Source organism: Nonomuraea aurantiaca (assembly GCF_020215705.1).
Classification (GTDB): domain Bacteria; phylum Actinomycetota; class Actinomycetes; order Streptosporangiales; family Streptosporangiaceae; genus Nonomuraea; species Nonomuraea aurantiaca.
The window spans coordinates 86,787-107,521 of record NZ_JAIWNB010000033.1 but is presented as its reverse complement, the minus strand read 5'-3'; the positions used below and the strand labels follow the sequence as shown (position 1 = coordinate 107,521).

The following is a 20,735-nucleotide window of genomic DNA, read 5'->3' as shown; positions in this document are numbered from 1 at the left end:
TACCTGTCGGAGACCTCCATGGCCGACCTCCACACCGGCAGCGCTGCACGCGACCCGGCCGAGCTCACCACGCACTCAGAATCGCAACCGTCGATCACGTAGTTACACCACTCCACGGGACGCCATCGCACACCTATGCCGAGTTGCAAGGGATTCAGGAGGAGTTGCAGTGCGAGGAGGAGTTCGTCTCGGTGGCGGTGGACGAGCGCGCCAACCGCGTGACGGCCGGCATCTGGGTGGCCGGCGACGACCTGCGCGACCGGCTCGACGAGCGCTACGGCGAGCAGACGGTCACTGCCGACGGCATTCTGCGCCCCCTCGAGTGACTCGCCGCCAGATGGTCGGCCCCGCTGGCGACGAGCAGGCTGGTCCACTGAACCGGCGGATGGTGTTGCTGCCGGCGTTCAGCGGGACGGCAAGGGTCTTGGCTGACCATGTCTCCCGGCGCGCCGGTGGATTCGAACGTCACATGATCGAGAAGAGACGAGCCTCATCGGCCCTGCTGAGGACCGCTGTGGCATGGACCGTCTCCACGATTCCAGGGGATTGACAGTGGTGCATCCCTGATCAGATGGCCGACACCTTCTGGTGCTGTTCCGGGAACGGCGGAGCGCCGGCAGAGTGTGGGCCAAGGGCTGTGACCATCCGCATCTCCCCGCTCTCCGGAACGACCGGGATGAATGGCACAGAAACGATGGACGAGGGCAGTTCTCGCCCTCGTCGAGCGGCACCTGCCATGCCAGCCTGTATCGCGTCGAGTCCCTCATGATCCACTCCTGTCGATCTGCTTCGTCACATGGATCAGTGACCAGCTAGGACAGCAGCCTCTGAACGATCGCTCACCCCTGAGGCGCAGGCACTGGCGCGTGACGCTGGCGGGGCTCATGGTGGCCCTCCCGCCGACGCTCAACATGGCAGGGGGCTCACCTTCGTCTGGACGTCATCGCTTCCATCGCCCACTGGCGAAGCCGGGCCCCTGGACGCATGGCGGCTGCTGGATCTCCTTGCCGTCTACGGCGTCCTGGGCGGGTTCGCGGCGGCGGCCGCGGCCGCGCGCAGCACAACCGTGGCCGCCTCCGTGCTGGTCACCGTCTCGGCGGCCGGGTTCGGCACTGCCCTGATAGGGCCTGCTCCCCTGCTGCCCGCCGCCTACCGGGCTGACGTACGCGACAGCGCTCGTACTGGTCAGAGCGGGACTGCCACGTGACCGTCAAGCCGACCCAGCGGATGTCATCGGCCAGTGACGCCATCCGCGATCGTCCAGGCGGCACCTCTCGCCGTTCGTCACACTCGCGGAAGGATCGCAGGGGCGAGGTCTTTGAGATGATGTTCATGCTCGACGTGGCCGGAGCCTTCTGCGGCGGTCCCGAGCGAGTGCCGAACGACGGTGAGCGTCGAGCAGACCGCCCAAGGCGCCCCGCGGACGCCTTCGGGTAGGCAGAGCGGCCCGGACGCTCAGGGGGATTCACATCCAGGCCGCTCATTATCACCCCACCCGGCGCTGCTCCCGGGAAGTTGCCTTAAGTCATCGGAAGCCGGGTGGGCATATGCGGGATACGCGCGACCATTTCTTCCGCACTACCCTTCCCGGGCCGTCGACCTAAGACGCTGATGATCCTAACCACAGCCGATCTCCACCTGCAACGCCGATTCCTGCCAGTGATCGCCGCTTTTCTGCCGACGCCATGAGTGTCCACGACCTGGACACTTGTCAGATTGCGGCACGCCCTCGAACAGTACGGCGCACGGTTGCACCGACAACCGCGCTGAACGCCGCTGTCTGTAATCATTCGAATATTGGCATCTTTTCCTGTGGAGGCCATTACATCACGTCGAGTAATCTGCTCTCGAATTCTCTGCTGCGGCTGATCAGGACGGCTGTGCCAAAGAGTTTGTTTTCTCTGGGCAATTCAACCGGCCACGACGGTCTCCGGAGCACCGTAAGCACGGCACGATTTCACTTCGTCCGCACCGATCACAAGGAAAGGTTTATGGCGCGCAGCCGAATCATCGCATTAGCATGCACGCTTCTCCTGTTACCGTCGCTGACCGCCCTACCTGCGGCGGCGGCCGAGGCCGCACCGGCGCCCGTCCCGCGCGACACAAGAGAGCTCACTCGCAAGGACTTCACCTTGGACGGCAAGCCGGTCAAGGTGCCCTCGTCCTACAAGGACGGCAAGAGCGGCAAGGCCACGGCGAAGGCCGCGGACACGCCGCCGGTCGGCACCGTACGACAGTGGCTCGGCCTGGACGACCATAACGGCACGCTCTACCGCAAGGACTACACGCTTCGTGCGATCGGCGACAAGATCGAGATCTGGGTCGCCAATGATCTGGCGTTCCCCGAGGGCGACTGCCGGGGCGCCTCGAGCGTGCAGATCACCGACGCGCAGGTGACGGACATGGCCGAGCAGTTCGACACCACCATGTACCCGAAGCTGTCGGAGGCCTTCAGCACGGCGCCGGATCGCGACGGCACCAACGCCACCCTCGGCCCGGACGAGAACGGGAACGGCGGCGTTTACACGGGCGCGGGCGACCGAACGGTGACGCTGGTCGACAACGTCAGGGACGCCAACTTCTACACCTTCCCCGCCGCCCCCACGTACATCGCGGGCTTCTTCTCCGCGGCGCTCAATGACCAGTTCGACCGCAACGTGATGACGATCGACGCCTTCGACTGGCTGCATCGCACCGGCGCGAACCCGCCGGACGAGCCGACCGGCGACCCGTGCACCTCGCGGGGGGCACGGCCGTACCTGTACGAGAGCACGTTCGCGCACGAGTACCAGCACCTGCTGCACTACTACACCGACCCGTTCGAGACCACGTGGCTGAACGAGGGCCTGTCGGACTTCGCGCAGACCCTCACTGGGTACGTCGACGCCGGCCTTCGCGTGGACGAGCCGGGCAACGACAGCCACATCGTCTGCTGGCAGGGCTTTGGCGTGGTGCAGACACCGCACAATCCCAACCCGCGCGACTGCGGCGGCCCGGAGAACTCGCTCAACCTCTGGGGTGAGGCCAACCCGGACGCGCTGCTGGCCGACTACGGCCAGGCCTACGCGTTCATGGTGTTCCTCTACGACCGGTACGGCGACGCGTTCATGAGCAGGCTGCACCGCGACGGCGACCTGCAGGGACTGGCCAGCCTGAAGGCGGCGCTGGGCGACACCGACCTGTACCAGGTGCTGCACGACTTCCAGACGATGGCACTGGTGGACGGACTGCTCGACAGTGCCAAGGGTACGATCACGGGCGTGCCGCGTGAGCGGGTGACCTCGGCGAGCCTGAACTCGGAGCTCAACCTGGCCAACCCGGCCGCCTACGCCACCCCCGGCGCGGCGCCGAACGGCGCGGACTTCGTGCCGGTGCGCAGGCTGGGCGGCGACGTGCTGCGCTCCCTGTCGTTCCAGGGGGCCAAGACGCTGCCGTCCATCCCGCTGGCCTGGACCGTCGTCGCCAACGACCCCGACAGGCAGGGCAACCCGGTGCTGTGGTCGGGCAACGAGACCAACCTCAACGCCACGGCCGTGGCCAAGGTGACGGTGCCAGCCGCCGATCCGACGCTGCGCTTCTTGGCCAAGTACGGCGCCGAGGCCGGCTTCGACTACGCCTACGTGGTCGTCTCCACGGACGGCGGCAAGACCTACACCGCCATCCCCGGTGACAAGACCGTGGCCGCGCCGCTCGGCCCCGGGCTCAACGGCACCACGACCGGGTTCGAGCCGCACGTCTACAGCCTGTCCGCCTACGCCGGCCAGGAGATCCTGCTCGGCTTCCGCTACGTCAGCGACGGAGGGGTCAACGAGGGCGGACTGTCGGTCGACGACGTGAAGGTCGGCGGGACGACGGTCAGCGACGGATCCAGCCTGGAGCCGTTCGACTCGCCGTCGGAGATCTACCCGACGCCGGTCGGCAACTGGAACGTGCGGTTGGTCGGCATGGACGGCGAGCAGACGACCGTCCGGCAGGTGGAGTACAACGGCCAGGGTTCGATCAACTTGAACGAACTGCAGCTCGCGCCGTTCAAGGCGTTCCCGACAGTGGTGGCGATCGTCGCCAACGACGAGCCGACCGAGCAAGTACAGCAGTACGCGCCGTACAAGCTGACGGTCAACGGTGTCGTGCAGCCGGGCGGCTGATCCTCGATCCACACCGAAGAGATGACGGCGAACGCCCGGCGGACCACCGCCGGGCGTTTCGTCATGGCCGCGTTCGTCGCCTCGGATGGCGCCGCCACCATGACCGGGGAGATCGCCATTCTCACCGGAGGAGGGTCGTCGACTGTCTTACGGTGATGATGTGTTCCGCAACGGCGGCTGTACCCGAGGCCGGTGAGCCGACGCCGCGCCACGCCACGCCTGATAGGCAAGAATCCTTCGGATTCTGGAAGGGGGCGTAGCCGCCCTGCAAGCCCCTGTATTCACCAAACTTCTTACTGCCATATGGCGCTGAATTTCCGCCATCTTTCGCCACGAGTATCGCTGCCTCCGGACGCGGCACTCCTGCCACCTCTGCCCGCTGGCAAGCTCGGACGAGCCACGGCAGGCCGTGGAGCGGCAGCAGATCGCCTGCTTCGCCCTGGAACTCGACCCGCGGCCTTCCCCGACGACTGCCTCCGCGCCGCGCCTGGCATCCGCTAATCTCGGCGATCACTACGAGTCGAGCGAGCGGGGTCCTGTGCGACGTTTCTGGAGGGCAGGGGCCGCGATGACGATCGCGGCCGCCCTGCTGGTGGCCGGCCCCCCCACGCCGGGCATCAATGCGGAAGCCGCTGCGGCGGCGGCCCAGATCACCGACCCGGTCCCGATGATGGAACTGCTGGCCCCGGGCGGACACGGCCGACTGTACACATTGTCGACCAGTGAGGCGACCGAGGCGGTGAACCTGTACGGGTTCACCCATCAGCGCGGGCAGGTCGGCTACTGGCGCACAACCGCCTTCACCGGCTCCCAGCCCGTCTACCGGCTTCGTACCGGATCTTCCTACCTGCTCACCGCATCGACCGCTGAGCGGGACAACCTCCTGGCCGGCGGACGGTTCGCCTACGAGGGCATCGCCGGTCACCTGGGGCAGCAGCGCGCGTCCGGCACGCAACGGCTGATGCGCTTCAGCAGGTGGGGAGAATGGCGAGTGGCCTTCGAGAACCGCAGCCAGGAGCTGGTGGCCGCCGGATACCGGATCGACGGGCCGCTCGGCTGGGGGCACCCGGAGTGGATCCGCACCGGGGCGATCTATTTCGGCACGTTCAACCCGCAATCCACAAGTGTCATGACCGCCACGAAGAACGTCTTCGGGCGCGAGGGCGACTGGTGGGGCGGCGTACGCGACTTCTCCGGCGCCGACCCAGCCGTACCGAAGAACACCCAGGGGTGGAACGAGGACTTCTCCCATCTACAACCCGAGATCGGGTTTTACGATGATTCCCGGCCGGAAACCCTGGAGAAGCACATCGAACAGGCCGCCGGAGCAGGACTCGACTTCTTCCAGTTCTACTGGTACTGGAACACCGCACGGCAGAATTCCCCCAAACAGTTCGAGGCATCGCTGGCCGCCTTCGCCCAAGCCCGCAACCGGACCGCCATCGACTTCGCGCTCACCGTATGCGCCCATCCATGGGGTGGCCTCCAGATCCCCACGAGCGACTACACCACCGTGGCCAAACGGTTCGCCGACACGTTCTTCAACCAGCCCAACTACCTGCGCGCCAACGACGGGCGGCTCGTCCTGGGACTGTGCGACCGGCGCGGGCTCGGCGACGGCAGCGACGCCGACACGCGCTCCTTCGTCGACGCCGTCCGCCGGCAGGCCAGGGCCATACTGAACGAGGACGTGCTCGTCCTCGGATACTGGGAAGCCATGCTCGACACGGCCGCGCCCACCCGATGGGGCGCCGACGGCGCCTACTGCGGCGTACGCATCGACCATGTCAAGAGCTACACCGACTACGTGGCCGCGATGCCCGCCTACTTCGGCGCCACTCCCCGGCAGTTCATGCGCTGCGCGGCCGCCGGGTTCGACGAGCGCCCCCGCTACCCGCACCTCATCCCGGACCGGACGAGGATCCGTTACTACCAGGACCAGACCCCCACGCTGTTCTCCCAGGGCCTGAACCAGATTCGTGCCGACATCGCGAACTCCCGACACATCTCCGCCGTGGACAATTTCGTGAGCATCTACGCCTGGAACGAATGGCACGAGGGAGGCATCATCGAGCCCAACGCCAAGGACGGATGCCTGTACCTCGGGCTCATCCACGACCACCTCAACCTGCAGAAGGGTACCTCCTGCACTTCGTGACAGGGCACTCACCCCGCGCGGGGAGTGATGTCGCGCCAAACAGGAGCGTGATCCTGCCATGATCCGCAGCGGAGGTTTCCCGAGTGTGGCCGCTCCATAGGGTGTTGCCGACCTGCAGCCCCCTGTTGCCCCATCGCATGCCGATACCGCAACACCGGCGAGCAGTCCACACAGAGCTACTCGAAGGGAAATACCTCCATGGCCATTTCGCTGGGCCGGACGCTCCGTCCCGTGAGCCTGGGATTGGCGGTGGCGCTGGGCGCCACGCTGTCCCTCGGCGTCGCCGCCACGCAAGCCACCGCCGGCACCGCCGACAAGGGCAGTTCGGGCACCGCGACGCTCGCGCAGCGGGTCAAGGTCTACGAACTGCTGACCAAGGACGGCGGCTACTTCTACACCGCCAGCGAGACGGAGAAGGAGAACGCCATCGCCAAGCGCGGCTGGACGGTCACGCCGACCCCGATGTACTACTTGTCCCCCGCGCCGTTCGCGGGCGGCAAGCCGCTGTACCGGCTGCGCTATCTGAAGAAGGCGTCTTACATCGTCACCGCTTCGATCACCGAGCGCGACAGCCTGGTCGCCTCGGGCGACTTCCGCAGCGAAGGAGTGCTCGGCTACGCGCCCTCCTCGACCACCGCGGGCGGTGACGTCAAGGTGTTCCGCCTGTCCAGCGATGGCAGGTGGCGCCTCGCCGTCGAAGCGCACAAAGACAGCATCCTGGTCAAGGAGCCCGGCTGGCGGCTCAACGGCTCTCTGCTGTTCCAGTTCAGGCAGGCGAGCTGAGCTTCTGAGGTGATCGGGTACGCCGGGAAGGCCCCGGCGTACCCGATCAGCGGTCACCGGCATGGATCAGGCGGAGTTCGACTGGAATCACTCTCCCCCGCGCCAGAGCGGCTACCAGAATCAACGGTCGCCGTACGGGTCAGAGGTCCGGGCATGACGGCGCGGCCGTGCGCTGACCTCCACCGCTTCAGGTCCACTTGTGCCGTGGCCGGAAGGATCACTGCGTCGGCGTGGGAAACGGCTCCGCCGCCCGGGTGGTGCTGATGATGTTCGTCGGAGCATCGCCGTCGGCAGGTCCCGTCGCCCGGCCTCTTGTAGCCGTACACCTCCTCTCCCACGGCGAGGTGCACACTCCGAGGCCGCGGGCGCGACATGGTGGCCGCAAGAGACCGGCTCGGTCATGCCGGCGATGGCGAGAGCAGGACCGGCAGCGCGCTGATCAACATGCCAACGGGGCAAGGACCGCGAGAAGAGTCTCGTCATGCCCACTCGTCATGCCCAATTGTGGCGTGGAGATCAGCGGAAGGCAGTGTCGCCACCGACGCGCCGATCGTAGGACGACTCCGGACACCAATCTCTGGTCTCATCCAGCGGTGGGCACGTCACAGGCGTCGAACACGCGCATAGCGAACCACAGGTCGTAGCGCGCAGAGGGGCTGTCCAGCAATGACCGTCCGAGTACTTCCTCGATCCGGGTCAGGCGTTTGCGCACACCGGGTGCCGAGATGCCGAGCGCCGAGGCGGTCGGTTCCAGACGGGCATCGTTGCCCAGCCATACCCGCAAGGTCGCAAGCGACGGCACCAATTCGCGACTCGCCAGCGGAGACACTTGCAGTGCGGCCCAATCGCGCACGTCCGCGGTGTCGAGGAGCGCATCGAGGGTCCCTTCGCCGCCGGCTCCTCCAGGCCCCTCGAGTACGCAGAGCGCGAGGTGCAGCTTCGCCTGCGTCGCGAGGTCGTCCAAGGAGCGGCCGAGAAGGCGTTCGATGTGCCGCAGCCGAGCCGACAACGTGTTGCGATGAATCTTCAGCTGCCGCGCGGCGCCGCCGTGGAAGTCGAGCCAGGACCGGACTGTGGAGGTCAGCACGGCCGCGTCAGGATCTTGAACTCGGGCCGGCCGGTAGGTGTGCAGCGGCTCGAGCAGCGCTCCGGCCCACGCGTACCCGCGGCCGCGCACGAGAGCGGCCAGGTCTCCTCTCGGGTTGAAATCGGCGTAGTGCTCGTCTCTTCCCCGCGCGGTCGCCAGGGCGTGGAACGCCTGCCGGTAGCCGGACGCCAGATCCCGCAGCGCGACGCTCCCGCCGCGCCCGACATGAATGTCCGCCGATCGGCCGGCGTAAAGCCGGAGTGCCTGCTCCATATCGTCGCCCCTCTGCGCCGGCGCGAGCACGATGACATGGCGGGCGTAGACGGGACAGCGCACGATCCAGGCTGTGCCCTGTGACGCGCGGTCACACTCGGCCACCGATCGATCCCTGATCTGCTCCGGGCATTCCACGACATAGACGCGGACCTCGTCCGCGAGCCTCGGGCCCATGGTCTCCGCGACGCGGTGCGCGGCCTCCATCTGACCGGTCAGCAGGAGGTGAAGCACCGCCTCGCGGGTCTGCGCCTCCGCCCGGTCCACATCGCGTCGCCGACGGCCGGACTCCTCCACGCTCCAGCTCAGCGACAGCAGCCGGGACGCGTCGCCGATCAGGTTCCGTACCGATGCCGAGAAGCGGTGCGCCCGCGCCACGACGAGGGTCGCCTCGTGGCCGCCCTCACCGATCGACTGGACGTGGACCACACCCGCCTCGACATCCGCGGCGGCGGCACCCGCCTCACCGCTCATCACCCGGCGGATATCGCCCGCGGCCTGCTCCATCACGTCCTCGGGGAGCGATGGAAAGGCGTGGCGAGGCCTACCAGCCAGGTCCAGCAGAACGACGCTGCCGCCCACCTGCCGGGCAAGCCAGCGCAGCAGGTGACTCAGGCCGTCCGGACGCGTCACCTCTCGTTGCATCTCTTTGAGGTGAGTGGTCGCGTGCTCGCGTTCCTCGCGGATGATCTGCATGGTCGCCGCCCATACACGATGCGGCTCGCTCGCTGACAGCAGCAGCGGCGTGCCGTGCTCACGGGCCAAGGCGGCCAGGACCTCGGCGTCCGGCGAGCATTCCCCACCCAGGCCGACGGCGAGGACCACACCCGCGGCGCCCACACCGCCCAGCCGTCGCATGGTGTCCTCGGCTCGCCCTTCGAACCCGGCGAAGGGCAGGATGACGAGGGTTCGCCGGAAGATCTCCGGATCGGCTCCGCCCCAAGCGGACAAGTCCCCTTCAACGATCAGCGCAGAGTCGATCTGCCGCGTCCTGGCGGGCCCGTGCGTGAGAAGCCGCATCCCGAGTTCGGACCGGCCCGCCAACGTGCTGACCGTGGGCATCGGCACCTCACCTCGTGTCTGATGACACCCCGATGGTTCGGGTTCAGAGTAGTGCCCGCCACGCGAACAAGGCCACGAACGAGCAGGTCATGCGCTGCAACGGCTCCCGCACGTCACAGCTGATTGCTCACGACGGCCTAGCACTACACGGGAGGGGCGAGGTAGGGGAAACCACGGCCCGGCGCCACGGCGATCGATCGGCTGTCGAGGCCGAGCGGCACGGCCCTGTTGAGCACCAGCGCGAACATCACCTCGGCCGCACAGTCGGCCAGGCCACGACCGTTGCGGGCGGCGAAGCCGAACCCGGCAGCGGTCCCGAGCTCGTAACGGAGCATGTCAGGGAAGATCTCACCGACGACCCGGCTCGCGTGCGCGGCAGGGTCGTCGCTGGTGTGCGCGGCGGCGACGGCCTTGCTCACGAGATCGTGCACGAGTGGCCCGTACAGGTCTGGGTCCTGGCTGGGCTGGGTGGTGTTGTAGTCGCTGGCCTGCTGTGAGTCGTCCGGATACAAGATGGTGTTCACGAGCGGATAAGCACAACGGTTGATCTGCCGCCAGCCGCCGGCGTCGGTGGCCAGAGCCGTCGTCCCCCAGAAGCCGATGACGGCGACCTCGAAGTCCTCGTCGGGAATCTCCAGGACGATGGCGTTCACGTTCGTGCCTGCGAACAGGTTCGCCGGCTGCTCATAGTCGATCGCGGCCACATCGAGTGCGGTTCCGTTCATGACCGCGTCCTTGACGGCGCCGACCACGGCTCCGTTGATGTAGAACGGATCTGCCGCGGGACCGGCCCAGATTCGCACGCCACTCTCGGCGCCCAGCTTCGTGCCGGTGCGGCCGCGAACCAGTACGGTCCCGGCGGCATCACGGTCCCGCGCGTCCTCACCGTCGAGCCGGCGCAGTTCCAGAGCCTGCCAGCCGTCGCCGTCGAGCTCGCCGAAGGTGACGCAATACGTGCGATCCTCGACGGCATCGCCGTCGGTGTCAATTTTGAACTCGTACCGGCCTTCGGGATGAAACGCTCCAGCACCGGACAGGGGGTTCACGTTGATGACGAACGCGGTTCCCGTGGTGCCGCGGAAAAGGTAGACGTCGCTGATATCGAGGCGCGGGTCCTGGCGAGCGAGCGGTGAGTCGAGATGATGGGACATGATGGGCTCCATCGACCAGCTTGTATGGTGTCTCCCGACACTAGGAGCGGCCGGCCGAGGACGGCCAGAATCACCTTGCACAGTGACGTGCTCATGGGGTTACGAAACGCTGAGTGAGCTGCCGCCGACGTAGCCTGGAGCGCATGTCCTCGGCGGCTTCGCCGGCCGGGTGCGGCGTCCGTGGTTCGGCGATCTCATACCCGCCGTTCCTGTGGCGCCCGCCGTACCGCCAGGCAGCGGCCGTCGCCGCCATTGACCACCCGGTACGTCCGCGAGAGGCATCGGTGCCCGAGCAGGCTGAGGTGCTGGGAGCCTGAGAGGTGCACCGGGTCACCGTGGACGATCGCCGCCACATCACGAGACTTCTGGCTGATGCTGCCGTTCAGGAAAGGCAGGACACGGCAGAGCCGCGCCATCAGATGGACGGGATCACCCCACGAGGCCGATCTTCGTCAGGGGCCTAGCTGGATCGGCCATATCGACAGGGATAGACGGGTATATGAGCCGGGGGCGAGCGTCCCGCCCTGTCAAGGACGAGGCGTTCGCCCCCACCGCACCGCTTTGTTTCTTCCCTGCCATGCCCCAAGAGAAGGGGCATACTGATAGTCGGCGGTATCCGGTGTGGCTGGCAAGAATGATTCCTGCCACTGTCGGTTGATTCGCGGCATTCCTCCAAGGGCTCACGAGCGGTTCGCTCAAGTGCTGTTGCGGCCGATGCGCAGCCCGAGGGGCCGCGGTGAGCGAGGGCGGAGTCGTAACCGTTGACATCGGTGGAGCCGAGGAACCAGGACCGACCGGGCCGTGATGACAGTCAGCCATGTGCCGGCCAGGTCGCGAGGGGACTCCATGGCCGCGGGCAGGGCCTTGGGTCCCGGCCGGCCAGATGCGCGGACATTGGTCCACGCAGTGTCCACGGCGTCGGCTACCGAACCGAGCCGCAGCCCTCCGGCCTGTCAAGCAGCGGAACCCCCGCGCCCCCGGCTGCGGTCCCCGGCCAGCCGCTTTCCTGCGCGACGATGGCCGCCTGGACGCGAGAGCGCAGCTGCAGCTTCGACAGCACCTTCGACACGTGGGTCTTCACGGTGGTCTCGCTGATGAAGAGCTCTGCGGCGATCTGCGCGTTGGACAGGCCCTTGCCCAGGCAGACGAACACATCACGCTCTCGATCGGTGAGCTCGTCCAGGCTCACCGCGGGTTTGGCGGCAGGCGGCTTCAGCGTGGCGAACGCGCCGATCAGCTTGCGCGTGACCTGCGGGTCGAGCACACCCTCTCCCGCGGCGACCAGGTGCACCGCCTCCACCAGGCGGCTTGCCTCCACAGTCTTGAGCAGGAAGCCCGCGGCGCCCGCGCGCAGCGCCGCGTAGACGTACTCGTCGAGGTCGAACGTGGTGAGCACGAGTACCTGACACAGCTGCTCCGCAACCAGCGTGCGGGTGGCGGTGATGCCGTCCATCCCAGGCATCCGCAGGTCCATCAACACCACGTCCGGCCGCAGTGCCCTTGCCTGGCGGATGGCGGACGCGCCGTCGGCGACCTCACCCACCACGTCGATGCCGGGCGCGTTGTCCAGGAGCAGAACCAGGCCGGCGCGTATGGCGGCATGGTCGTCCGCTATCAGAACCTTGACTCTCATGACCTCGCCTGCATGATGGGCAGAACCGCGCGTACCAGCCAGCCCGCGTCCGACGGACCGGCGGCCAGGGACCCCCCGACCGCGGTCGCGCGCTCCCGCATGTTGAGCAACCCGGTGCCGGTGCCGCTCGCGGCCGCGGTGGGCAGATCGTTGACCACCTCGACGGTGAGCGCGCCGTCGACGAGCCGGATCTCCACCCGTGCCCACGCCTGCGGTGCGTGCTTCATCGCGTTGGTCAAGGCCTCCTGGGCGATCCGGTACGCCGTGAGGTTGACCGCCGCCGGCAGGGTTACCGACTCGTCGATATCCGAATGCACCTCAATGTCCATCCCGGTCGCTCGCGCCGATTCCACCAGGGCCGACAGCTCGGAGAGTCCCGCCGGGGCGAGGGTCTCATCACTGCCGCTCCCGTCGGCGCGCAGCAGTTCGATCATTGCACGCATCTCCTCCAGCGCGCGCACGCTGTTCTCCCGTACCGACGTCAGCACCGACCGCGAGGCCTGCGGGGAGGCGTTGCCGAGCGACAGGACGGCTTCGGACTGCAGGGCAATTGCGGAAAGATGCCCGGCGATCACATCGTGCAGATCGCGCGCCATCTTCGCGCGCTCAGCGGCGACTGCCGCCCGCTGACCCAGCTCGCTGATCCTCGTCAACTGCGACGCGTTCCTGCGCTCAGCACTGGCGATCTCCTTGTGCTGCCGGAGGATCGTCGCCCACCACATGGGGATGACGAGGAACGGCAGCACCGCCAGCCCGGTCACGACGGCCGTCCGTACGTTCGGCGTGAGCACCGTCATGACGCCGATCGACGCGATCGTGATGGCCGAGGTGATCGGGACCATGCCTCGGCTGAGCTGCCGCGGGCCGTACAACGTCGCCGCGTAGAGCAGATCGGCGAACACGATCAGCACCGCCATGCTCGCGCCGAAAACGCTGTCGGCGGCCAGCAGCGCGAACCCGATGGTGAGCGCCGTGACCGGTGCTCGACGCCGGAACAACTCCACGACGCAGACGCACCCGAACAGGACCGGATGCAACCACTGCGGCGGCGCCAGGCCGCTCTCGAACACCGGGGACCAGCCGATCACCAGGAGGAGAACGCCGATCCCGACCGAGCTTGCGGTGATGGCCAGATCCTGCTGCCATTCCGGCAGGTTCCGCAACCGTATGGTCGTGAGCGTGGTGCGAGGGAGCACACGTTCATCCCAGCACAGCCGGCCGTGCAGGCACATCATACGAAGTGATGAGGCGCACTCGTCCGACTCGCCGATAGGCGCCGTCATACTGGCGCGACCATACTCGTATGAGGGACTGAATACATTTCGGCAGAGTGGCGGCGGGAGAGCGCAGGAGAATTTTGCCGGCCGAGTCGGCGGCCATCGGTCCGAAGCGGGGGCCGGACCACCTGGCGCCGAGGGCGCGCACCGTCGAAGGAGACTGGCGAACAGGGGAGAAAATGAGCGAGAATGGCAAGAAGAGCGGCACAGAGAACGACCGCAAATGGGCGCCCTGGTACATCTATGTGGTGCTCATCATCGGCGGCAACTATGTCAAGCAGAGGTTCCTCGAGGACGCACCCGTGGTCATCAACGTGATCGCGACCGTGATCGTCGCGGCCGCCATCTTCGTCGTCATCACCGCGGTCTACCGGAGCATCTTCACGGGCCGGCGGCGGCCATGACGACCGCCCGGTGGCTGTGGCCGTCCTGCACGCCAGGAATGGACGGGCCGCCAACCGCGACCCTGTCAACAGCCGGCCCTGCCCCCGATGTCCGGCACCTGGTGACAGGGGAGATCCTTGGGAAGCATGAGCCATACGTCCCGGGCGCCGGCGCGCTGTGCAAGGCGCGGAGAGTGGTTGCATGAGGGCGCCGTCTGAGTGAGCACGACGTGTTGCTCGCCGACTGCCCCGATCGGTGTTCGCGGTGCCAGGTCGATGGCAGACGCTCGGCGCCCGGTGGGCGGTTGCCGACCACGAGTTGACGGTCTCCGGCCGCACAGCGGGCAAGGCGAAGGCGCTGGCCCGCAAGTGGAACGGTCAGGCAGGCAGTTTCAGGGAGGTGGCCGAGCTCGGCGACATCGCCCTGATCGCGGCCTGCACCGGAGAGGATGCCCGTCACGCCGGCCGACCTGGCCGCCACCTTTCGCGGACGTCCCACGTGCCGCCAACACGATTGGACGCTTCGGCACCCCAGAAGAGATCGCGGCGGCTATCGCCCTCCTGGCCGGTCCAAACGCCTCCATCGCCGGCGCCGTCCTCGACATCGACGGCGGCTACCTGGCGTGATCTCCGAGGGGCGGTGTTGACGGCCCCGTGCTCGGGCACGTGCCGCCACACAGCCCCGCGAGTGGCTACGCTTGCACCGGCGACGCTCCTGCAGTGAGGTACCGATTGTGCAGCGACCATCTCGCGTTCACCGAAATCCTTGACGCTCTGAGAGTCGATGACGCACCCGGTGGCACGGGACCTTGGCCTGCGGCAGTGCGGACGGCTCGGCAGGGGCAAGGTGCTGGACCGTCGACGACGCCATCTTCTGCCTGCGGGTTTTGTTCACGGGAACTGACCGCACTTGCTTGTGAGTTTTGACCGCGCTTGGTGGCCGTAAGCATGATCGATGTTCGCGAGAAGTGACCGCACTGTCCTTCGCCAACAGTTCCGAGGCGGCCAGGTCAGGGTCGTCGGTTTCCCTCGAGAGTTGGGGTGCGGTCGATGAGGTCGCAGGTGTGGAGTGCGAAGTCTTGGTGGGGGCGGGGCGATGCGGGCTCGCCGGTGGCCTGGGCGTGGACGATCCTGTCGGTGCGGAAGGCGCGGGAGGCCAAACGCAGTCGGCACCAGGCGAGCAGGTACCAGTGTTGTCCGCGTATGGTGGCGAACCGGACGGGTTCGACCTCGCGTTGGGTTCGGGTGCCGTCCCTGTCGAGGTAGGTGAGCCGCAGCACCTGGCGGTCGACGATGGCGTCTTGGATCACCATGGGGACCGGGTGTGGCTTGTGTTCTGGCCGGTCGAGTAGCTGGACGCGGTTGGCGAGATCGTCTGCGGCTACGGCGTCGCGTGCGGACATCGCTGTAACGATCTTGTGGATCGCGCTGCGCGACGCGTGCGCGAACGGTGTGCCGCCGGCCTGGCCGATTGCCACAGCCACAGCGGCCGCCTCGGCAGGGGTGAAATTCAGCGGTGGCAGGGTCATGGCCTTGTCGAGGGTGTATCCGCCGCGCCACCCGGCGTCGGCGTAGATGGGCACGCCAGCCTGAGTGAGCGCGTTGATGTCGCGTTCGATGGTGCGGACGCTCACCTCGAAGCGGGCGGCCAGCTCGCGGGCGGTGCGTCGGCGCGGCGCGACCGCGCGCAGTTCCTCCACAAGGGCATAGAGCCGGTCGGTGCGATTCACGTCTCCGGAGGCTAGCCGGGGTCACCGACAGATTTTCCGGCAAGAGTTCCGGTTCCACTGACATAAGGGTGTCGCGTTCTGCGGCGATCGTGGTGTTCGCCCAGATGCCCGGCCCGGTCGATGACCGGGATCGGGACTTCTCATCCCCGCGCCGACGGCCTGACACCGCCGGCGCACCGTGCCACCGAAGGAGCATGGACATGCCAGTCGGGTATCTCGACGTACCTACCAGCGCTGACCTCAGTAGGAAGCGCCAACTGGTGAAGGCGATCTACGAAGCTATGCACGAGGCCTACCCGTTCCCTGACGACACGCGGATCTTCCTGCGTGAGTGGCCGCTGGACAGCGTGAGCCAGAACGGGCTCCTCGGCTCGGAACCGGCCAGGCCCGTGTTCATGGTGCACGTCCCTCAGGGGGCCGATACCGACGCCAAGCGGAAGATGCTGAAGAAGATCAACACGGCGGTCGCTGAGGCCTACCGGCTTCCGGACTTCATCATCTTCGTGCACGAGCATCCCCTCGACCTTGTAGCCGTTGATGGAGGCCTGCTCGCAGACGACCACCAGCGGGTCGAAGACCAGGAAGAGGCCTACTGCTAGGCTTGGTCATCGGGATCATCTAGCCCCAATCCCAACCCCCACGAAGATCGCCAAACCCGTTGCCCTTCTTGTTGGTGCGGACCGTGACCTGGGCGAACCGGTCGACACGCGGGGTGAACCAGCGGCCGGTCTCGAACGGCTCCTGCGGCAACGGCCGCAGCAACGGCCTCTCGATCGCCAGGAACTCCCCGACGGTCCGCGCCCGGCCGCCGATCCGGCGGGCCTCGTCCGCGGCGTCCCACTCGTCGATCATCGCGTTGAGAGCTTGAACGGACGGCACGTCCGGGACGGGGACAAGATGGTTGCGGCGGAACCAGCCGATCTGCCCTTCCACCCCGCCCTTCTCGTGCGCGCCCTCGATGCCGGGCCGGCAGTAGAAGGCGTCCAGGGCCCAGTGGGAGCGGAAGGCGGTCCACCGGTCAGTCTCCACCCTCGACCGGCTGAACCCGATCACCTGCGCGACCGCGGACTTGAGGTTGTCGTAGCGGATCTTTCCGGCCGGTACCCATCCCAGGATGCGGAACGCGTGCTCGTGGCCCTCGAAGAATGCCTCCTGCCCGCCCGACAGGGAGACCCGGTGCACCGCTTTGCCGGAGAACGACAGCCGCAGGCAGAACAGGAAGCACTTGACATCCTCCCCAGCCAGCCGGATCACGACCTCGCCGAAGTCGACTTCCGCCTCATCGCCAGGGCGGTGCGACTGCCGCACGAACACCTCGGCCGGGCCCTGGCCGGCCTCAACCCTGACCTGCGGCTTCCGCTCGGCGACATAGGCCCGGACCACGGGATAGGACACCTCCGTCATCCCGTGCTCGTCCATCAGCCGGTGCCAGATCCTCGTGACGGTGTGCCGCTGCTTGCGCGGCGCGTCCAGGTCCGCTTTCAGGATCTCATCGATCGTCGGCTTGAACGGGTCCAGCTTCGACGCCCTGGGCGGCAACTGCTTCCGCGGCTCGGGCCACGCAGACGCCAGGGCCTTGACGATCGCCCGCCGCCCAACACGGTACTTCTTCTCGATTGCGCGGCCCGACATCCCCGCACGGGCATCTCGCCGGATCGCGGCGTACAGATCGACCTTCGAAGGGGGCATGGGGATGCTCCTTCATAACGAAGCGCATCCAGCATGTCACCATAAGACACATCGTGCGGTCAAAACTCACGAACAACGACTTCACCGAAACAGGGCCGCGGTCACACCCGGCGAGCAACTGCAGTCAACTCTCACGAACAAAACCAGCCTGCGGGTGCAGTCGGGTCGGCCGGGGCGGCCGTGTGGCGGGCAGCGTCAGAGGATGCCGGTGCGATTGACGTACAGGATCGCCTCCAGGATGGCGCGCAGGTCGTACTCGGGCGGCCGGCCGGCCGATTTCGAGGGCGCGTGCGCTGCCCGGATGCCACGAGACGAGCACGACCTGAGGCCTGTCGCCCACACCCTACGGGACTCTCGCGACCATGCCGAAGACGCCGGGTTCCGCGAGGTCGGGGACGGGGTCGAAGTCATCCTCAGGGCGCCAGCCCTGGAGGGGGACGATGCCCGGATCCAGGAGCTCCAAGCCTTCCAGCCACGCGGACATGTCCGATCGAGTACGGCCGACGACGCCTCCCTGGCGGGTGCGACCGTACAGCTCGCGGCCCTTCTGCGCCAGGTCTCCGGTGAGCTGGCCCGGGTGGCCGTGGGAGATGGCCACGTGGCTGCCGGACACCAGAGGGCGACGGAGTTCGGCGACGATGTGGGCCGCTTCCTTGTCGTCGGAGATGAAATGCAGGATGGCCAGAAGCAGCACTCCAACCGGCTGGGTGAAATCCAGGTGGCCTTGGACGGTGGGGTGGTGGAGGAGGGCGACCGGGTTGCGGATGTCGGCCGGGGCGACCATCGTACCGGGGTTGTCGGCGAGCAGCGCGCGGGCATGGACGAGTACCACGGGATCGTTGTCGACGTAGACCACCCGTGAGCTCGGCGCCGCGCGCTGGGCCACCTGATGAACGTTCTCCTGCGTCGGCAACCCTGCGCCGATGTCGAGGAACTGGCGGACGCCCGCGTCGACAAGGGCGCGTACGGCCCGGCTCAGGAAGGCGCGGTTGGCCCTGGCGCTCTGGCGCGCGTTCGGCACGGATTGGAGCACCGCTTCGGCGGCCTCGCGATCTGAGGCGAAGTGGTCCTTGCCGCCCAGCAAATAGTCGTATATGCGCGCCGCGCTCGGCACGCTCGGGTCCACGCCCGGTAGGTCCATGGACGAAAGATTAATGGATCAAGCTCCTCTTCTGACAATTTCGCGACGGGGCCGGTCACCGGTCATCGACCTCGTGAGCGAGGGTCGATGACCGCCAGGAGCCAGGCGTAGAACTTCTGTATTGCCAGCTTGGCAGTCGTCACCAGACACGAGTTCCGCCATTGCACTATCAAGGCAGATCCCGACCGTGATCTCAAAGTGTCACTGGATTACCAAGGCCATCGAGAGCAGGGCGTTCGGCGGTCGCGGCAGCGAAAGGGCCTCGGAGTTCGCAGGCAGGAATTCAGCGAACAACGGCAGTTTTCCACCACATCGAGGGTGACGACCGCCGGCTGTTTGATCGTTCCAGTGCCTGGTCTCGGTTGAAGTTGACTTCGCGTCGTGTCCGGGTGGGACCCGGTTGTTTCGTCGGCGGGGAAGGCGCTCCACACACACCCGCGACGATCCTCCGTCGCGTCGGAGTGTTGGTGTTGTTCAGGTCGGGGTGGGCAGGATGCGCAGCCGGTCCAGGGCGCTGATGGCCTGGTGTGTCCAGGACCATGCCATTCATCCCATGCACGCGGTGCTTGCCGGAGAAGTACGGCCGGTCGGCCTTGACCCGGTCGGTGTGGGTCAGCGTGCCGGCCAGGACCAGGTAGTGCAGCCCGTCCCGCTTCGCCTTGCGCAGCGCCTGGGCAAGCTTGGGCGAGCGGGCCGACAACAGCGCGACCGCCTCCTCTACATACCGCCACGCGGTCGCCGTCGACACCCCGAACCCCGCCCCGAGCTCGGTGAACGTCTCGCCCTTGCGCAGGTAGACCAGCACCAGTAACGCCTGCTGGCCGGGGTGGAGCAGCCGCCAGGCCGACCCGATCGCCTTGCGATGCCGGCGGATCACCCCGGCGACGTAGTTCAGCGTTGAACGCGACAAATAGACGGCAACACGATAGAACAGCATCCGAAGCCCCTGGTTGTGACGGATCTGATTGTGGTGATCAATCCATCTACCAGGGGTTTCTTGCGTCGTCAGGCGAACGTCAGGCTCGCGATCATGCTGTGATCAGCAGCCCACTGCCAGGAGGATGAAAACGCTTCAGTGGATCCGCGACCTCCCTTTCGGCCTGTACGCCGGGACAGAGAAGCGAGGATTCCGGCACGCGACCGCACAAACCTGCGACTCGACTGGCAGTCAAGCGGCGATTTATGGCAGAAGAAGAGCAGCAACAACGTGCTGGCGGAGGAGCTGCGACGACGTCTGACGCGCCAGGACGAGGCGATCGGGATCCAGATGCTGCCGATCAGTATGAGAGCCGAGGGCCGGAATCCGCTGCCGCGCACGTATGGATCGCTGGCGGCCGGAGACCTCACGCAGGCGCTGAACCTGCCGATACGCGGTCGCCCGCGCTCAACGCCCTGACTGAGCGGGAGCTCGCCCCTCAGCTACTCGGCCGCGGCCACGGGCAAGGCGCGGATCGGATCACGAGTATGGATCCGGCTGCCGGGCGCGACGAGGGACAAGCTCTACACGGTGGCCGCGCTCTACCCCGACACCGGCGAGCCGGCCAACGTGGTGCTGCCCTCCCTGGGCCCCACGGCAGACCACCTGGCGGCCGGGCGGTACGCCGCCATCTATGTGAGCGGCCCTCTCGACCATGAGGCTCTTACTCGTGCGGGGGCGACCGTCCCCTCCTACGACAGGACGGCCTATGTCCTCCGCAAGGCGGCCGAGAGCGCCGAACGCAACTGGCTGCTCCCCTACGTGTCGGCGCTGATCGCGCTCCTCTGCCTGATGGCGGCCGTCAACGGCCTCTGCCTGGCGCTGCTCGACCGCCGGCGTGAGTTCGCCGGATGCGGCAGATCGGGATGCGCCGCAATCAGGTGATGTGGATGGTCTGCCGGGAGAACGTGCTCACCGTGCTGCCCATCCTGGCGCTGGCCCTGATCGCCGTCACCGCCGTGGCGGCCGTGAACACCCTGACCGTGGGCGCTGGGGCGGCGGTCGCGCTGTGGTTCATCCCGCTCGGCTGGCTCGCCCCGCTCGGCGCCGGTGCGCTCGCGGTGCGACGGCGTTCCTCCCGTACGGCGTGTTCGGCCGCCTGCCGCTCCCTACGGCGTGACAGCTCCGTGCGCAGGCGCACGATATAGCCGGCCGCGATCGGCATCGCCGGCAGCAGGCTCGACAGGACCGTCGGAAGATGCTCCTGCGCCGCGACCGGCCGTGGAGCCACCAGAAGGCCGCCATGC

General features: G+C 67.2%; 17 protein-coding genes and 1 pseudogene. 9 read left to right on the top strand and 9 right to left on the bottom strand.

All coding sequences use genetic code 11. The features are described from left to right. Positions 1 to 143: 143 nt before the first annotated feature. The 4 genes from LDL49_RS47320 (at position 144) to LDL49_RS47305 (ending at position 7,086) form a co-directional block, all read left to right on the top strand. The gene (locus LDL49_RS47320) at positions 144 to 326 is read left to right on the top strand and encodes a hypothetical protein (protein WP_225301505.1); all 183 of its coding nucleotides are present in this window, start codon (positions 144 to 146) and stop codon (positions 324 to 326) included. Between the two features lie 1,665 nt (positions 327 to 1,991). Beyond that, complete coding sequence (locus LDL49_RS47315) at positions 1,992 to 4,145, top strand: M6 family metallopeptidase (RefSeq protein ID WP_225301504.1); 2,154 nt, start codon at positions 1,992 to 1,994, stop codon at positions 4,143 to 4,145. A 568-nt stretch (positions 4,146 to 4,713) separates the two neighbouring features. Then, positions 4,714 to 6,303, top strand: a complete 1,590-nt coding sequence (locus LDL49_RS47310; protein ID WP_225301503.1) for a glycoside hydrolase family 99-like domain-containing protein — start codon at positions 4,714 to 4,716, stop codon at positions 6,301 to 6,303. Between the two features lie 231 nt (positions 6,304 to 6,534). Continuing rightward, on the top strand, positions 6,535 to 7,086 hold the full coding sequence (locus LDL49_RS47305) for a hypothetical protein (RefSeq protein WP_225301502.1): 552 nt from the start codon (positions 6,535 to 6,537) through the stop codon (positions 7,084 to 7,086). A gap of 583 nt (positions 7,087 to 7,669) precedes the next feature. Here LDL49_RS47305 and LDL49_RS58805 read toward each other — a convergent pair. From LDL49_RS58805 to LDL49_RS58800, 5 genes are all read right to left on the bottom strand, one after another. After that, the gene (locus LDL49_RS58805) at positions 7,670 to 9,271 is read right to left on the bottom strand and encodes a PucR family transcriptional regulator (protein WP_225301501.1); all 1,602 of its coding nucleotides are present in this window, start codon (positions 9,269 to 9,271) and stop codon (positions 7,670 to 7,672) included. 380 nt (positions 9,272 to 9,651) lie between these two features. Beyond that, the gene (locus LDL49_RS47295) at positions 9,652 to 10,659 is read right to left on the bottom strand and encodes a DUF4331 family protein (RefSeq protein ID WP_225301500.1); all 1,008 of its coding nucleotides are present in this window, start codon (positions 10,657 to 10,659) and stop codon (positions 9,652 to 9,654) included. A 194-nt stretch (positions 10,660 to 10,853) separates the two neighbouring features. After that, positions 10,854 to 11,075, bottom strand: a complete 222-nt coding sequence (locus tag LDL49_RS47290) for a hypothetical protein (protein ID WP_225301499.1) — start codon at positions 11,073 to 11,075, stop codon at positions 10,854 to 10,856. A 506-nt stretch (positions 11,076 to 11,581) separates the two neighbouring features. After that, positions 11,582 to 12,292: a response regulator gene (locus LDL49_RS47285; RefSeq protein WP_225301498.1), complete on the bottom strand. Its 711-nt coding sequence runs from the start codon at positions 12,290 to 12,292 to the stop codon at positions 11,582 to 11,584. Beyond that, positions 12,289 to 13,488, bottom strand: coding sequence for a sensor histidine kinase (locus LDL49_RS58800; RefSeq protein WP_225301497.1), 1,200 nt, complete (start codon positions 13,486 to 13,488; stop codon positions 12,289 to 12,291). The genes LDL49_RS47285 and LDL49_RS58800 overlap by 4 nt, the downstream gene beginning before the upstream one ends. 260 nt (positions 13,489 to 13,748) lie before the next feature. On the opposite strand from LDL49_RS58800, the gene LDL49_RS47275 reads away from it, so the two are divergent. Continuing rightward, positions 13,749 to 13,973 carry a hypothetical protein gene (locus LDL49_RS47275; RefSeq protein ID WP_225301496.1) on the top strand — a complete coding sequence of 75 codons (225 nt, stop codon included), beginning with the start codon at positions 13,749 to 13,751 and terminating at the stop codon, positions 13,971 to 13,973. 989 nt (positions 13,974 to 14,962) lie between these two features. Here LDL49_RS47275 and LDL49_RS58795 read toward each other — a convergent pair. Then, a complete protein-coding gene (locus LDL49_RS58795) occupies positions 14,963 to 15,682 on the bottom strand; it encodes a helix-turn-helix transcriptional regulator (protein ID WP_225301495.1) in 720 nt (239 codons plus the stop codon). A gap of 194 nt (positions 15,683 to 15,876) precedes the next feature. On the opposite strand from LDL49_RS58795, the gene LDL49_RS47260 reads away from it, so the two are divergent. After that, positions 15,877 to 16,281 carry a tautomerase family protein gene (locus LDL49_RS47260; protein WP_225301494.1) on the top strand — a complete coding sequence of 135 codons (405 nt, stop codon included), beginning with the start codon at positions 15,877 to 15,879 and terminating at the stop codon, positions 16,279 to 16,281. 19 nt (positions 16,282 to 16,300) lie between these two features. Here the strand turns inward: LDL49_RS47260 and istA are convergent, their stop codons facing one another. The 3 genes and pseudogenes from istA to LDL49_RS47245 form a co-directional block, all read right to left on the bottom strand. Further along, complete coding sequence (gene istA / locus LDL49_RS47255; protein ID WP_225301493.1) at positions 16,301 to 17,371, bottom strand: IS21 family transposase; 1,071 nt, start codon at positions 17,369 to 17,371, stop codon at positions 16,301 to 16,303. Positions 17,372 to 17,714: 343 nt separating this feature from the next. Continuing rightward, positions 17,715 to 18,512: an SAM-dependent methyltransferase gene (locus LDL49_RS47250; protein WP_225301492.1), complete on the bottom strand. Its 798-nt coding sequence runs from the start codon at positions 18,510 to 18,512 to the stop codon at positions 17,715 to 17,717. Between the two features lie 523 nt (positions 18,513 to 19,035). Continuing rightward, positions 19,036 to 19,449 (bottom strand): annotated as a pseudogene (locus LDL49_RS47245) (transposase family protein); the annotation flags it as partial. 270 nt (positions 19,450 to 19,719) lie between these two features. Here LDL49_RS47245 and LDL49_RS47240 point away from each other — a divergent pair. From LDL49_RS47240 to LDL49_RS47230, 3 genes are all read left to right on the top strand, one after another. Then, a complete protein-coding gene (locus LDL49_RS47240; protein WP_225301491.1) occupies positions 19,720 to 19,908 on the top strand; it encodes a hypothetical protein in 189 nt (62 codons plus the stop codon). Between the two features lie 111 nt (positions 19,909 to 20,019). Then, complete coding sequence (locus LDL49_RS47235) at positions 20,020 to 20,373, top strand: hypothetical protein (RefSeq protein ID WP_225301490.1); 354 nt, start codon at positions 20,020 to 20,022, stop codon at positions 20,371 to 20,373. Then, entirely contained in the window at positions 20,355 to 20,636 is a 282-nt protein-coding gene (locus tag LDL49_RS47230) for a hypothetical protein (protein ID WP_225301489.1), read from the top strand. The genes LDL49_RS47235 and LDL49_RS47230 overlap by 19 nt, the downstream gene beginning before the upstream one ends. Positions 20,637 to 20,735 lie beyond the last annotated feature (99 nt).

Coding starts and splice junctions, on each gene's coding strand:
- LDL49_RS47315 (WP_225301504.1), top strand. CDS start 1,992: ATGGCGCGCAGCCGAATCATCGCATTAGCATGCACGCTTCTCCTGTTA.
- LDL49_RS47310 (WP_225301503.1), top strand. CDS start 4,714: ATGACGATCGCGGCCGCCCTGCTGGTGGCCGGCCCCCCCACGCCGGGC.
- LDL49_RS47295 (WP_225301500.1), bottom strand. CDS start 10,659: ATGTCCCATCATCTCGACTCACCGCTCGCTCGCCAGGACCCGCGCCTC.
- LDL49_RS47290 (WP_225301499.1), bottom strand. CDS start 11,075: ATGGCGCGGCTCTGCCGTGTCCTGCCTTTCCTGAACGGCAGCATCAGC.
- LDL49_RS47285 (WP_225301498.1), bottom strand. CDS start 12,292: ATGAGAGTCAAGGTTCTGATAGCGGACGACCATGCCGCCATACGCGCC.
- LDL49_RS47275 (WP_225301496.1), top strand. CDS start 13,749: ATGAGCGAGAATGGCAAGAAGAGCGGCACAGAGAACGACCGCAAATGG.
- LDL49_RS47260 (WP_225301494.1), top strand. CDS start 15,877: ATGGACATGCCAGTCGGGTATCTCGACGTACCTACCAGCGCTGACCTC.
- istA (WP_225301493.1), bottom strand. CDS start 17,371: ATGCCCCCTTCGAAGGTCGATCTGTACGCCGCGATCCGGCGAGATGCC.
- LDL49_RS47250 (WP_225301492.1), bottom strand. CDS start 18,512: ATGGACCTACCGGGCGTGGACCCGAGCGTGCCGAGCGCGGCGCGCATA.
- LDL49_RS47230 (WP_225301489.1), top strand. CDS start 20,355: ATGCGCCGCAATCAGGTGATGTGGATGGTCTGCCGGGAGAACGTGCTC.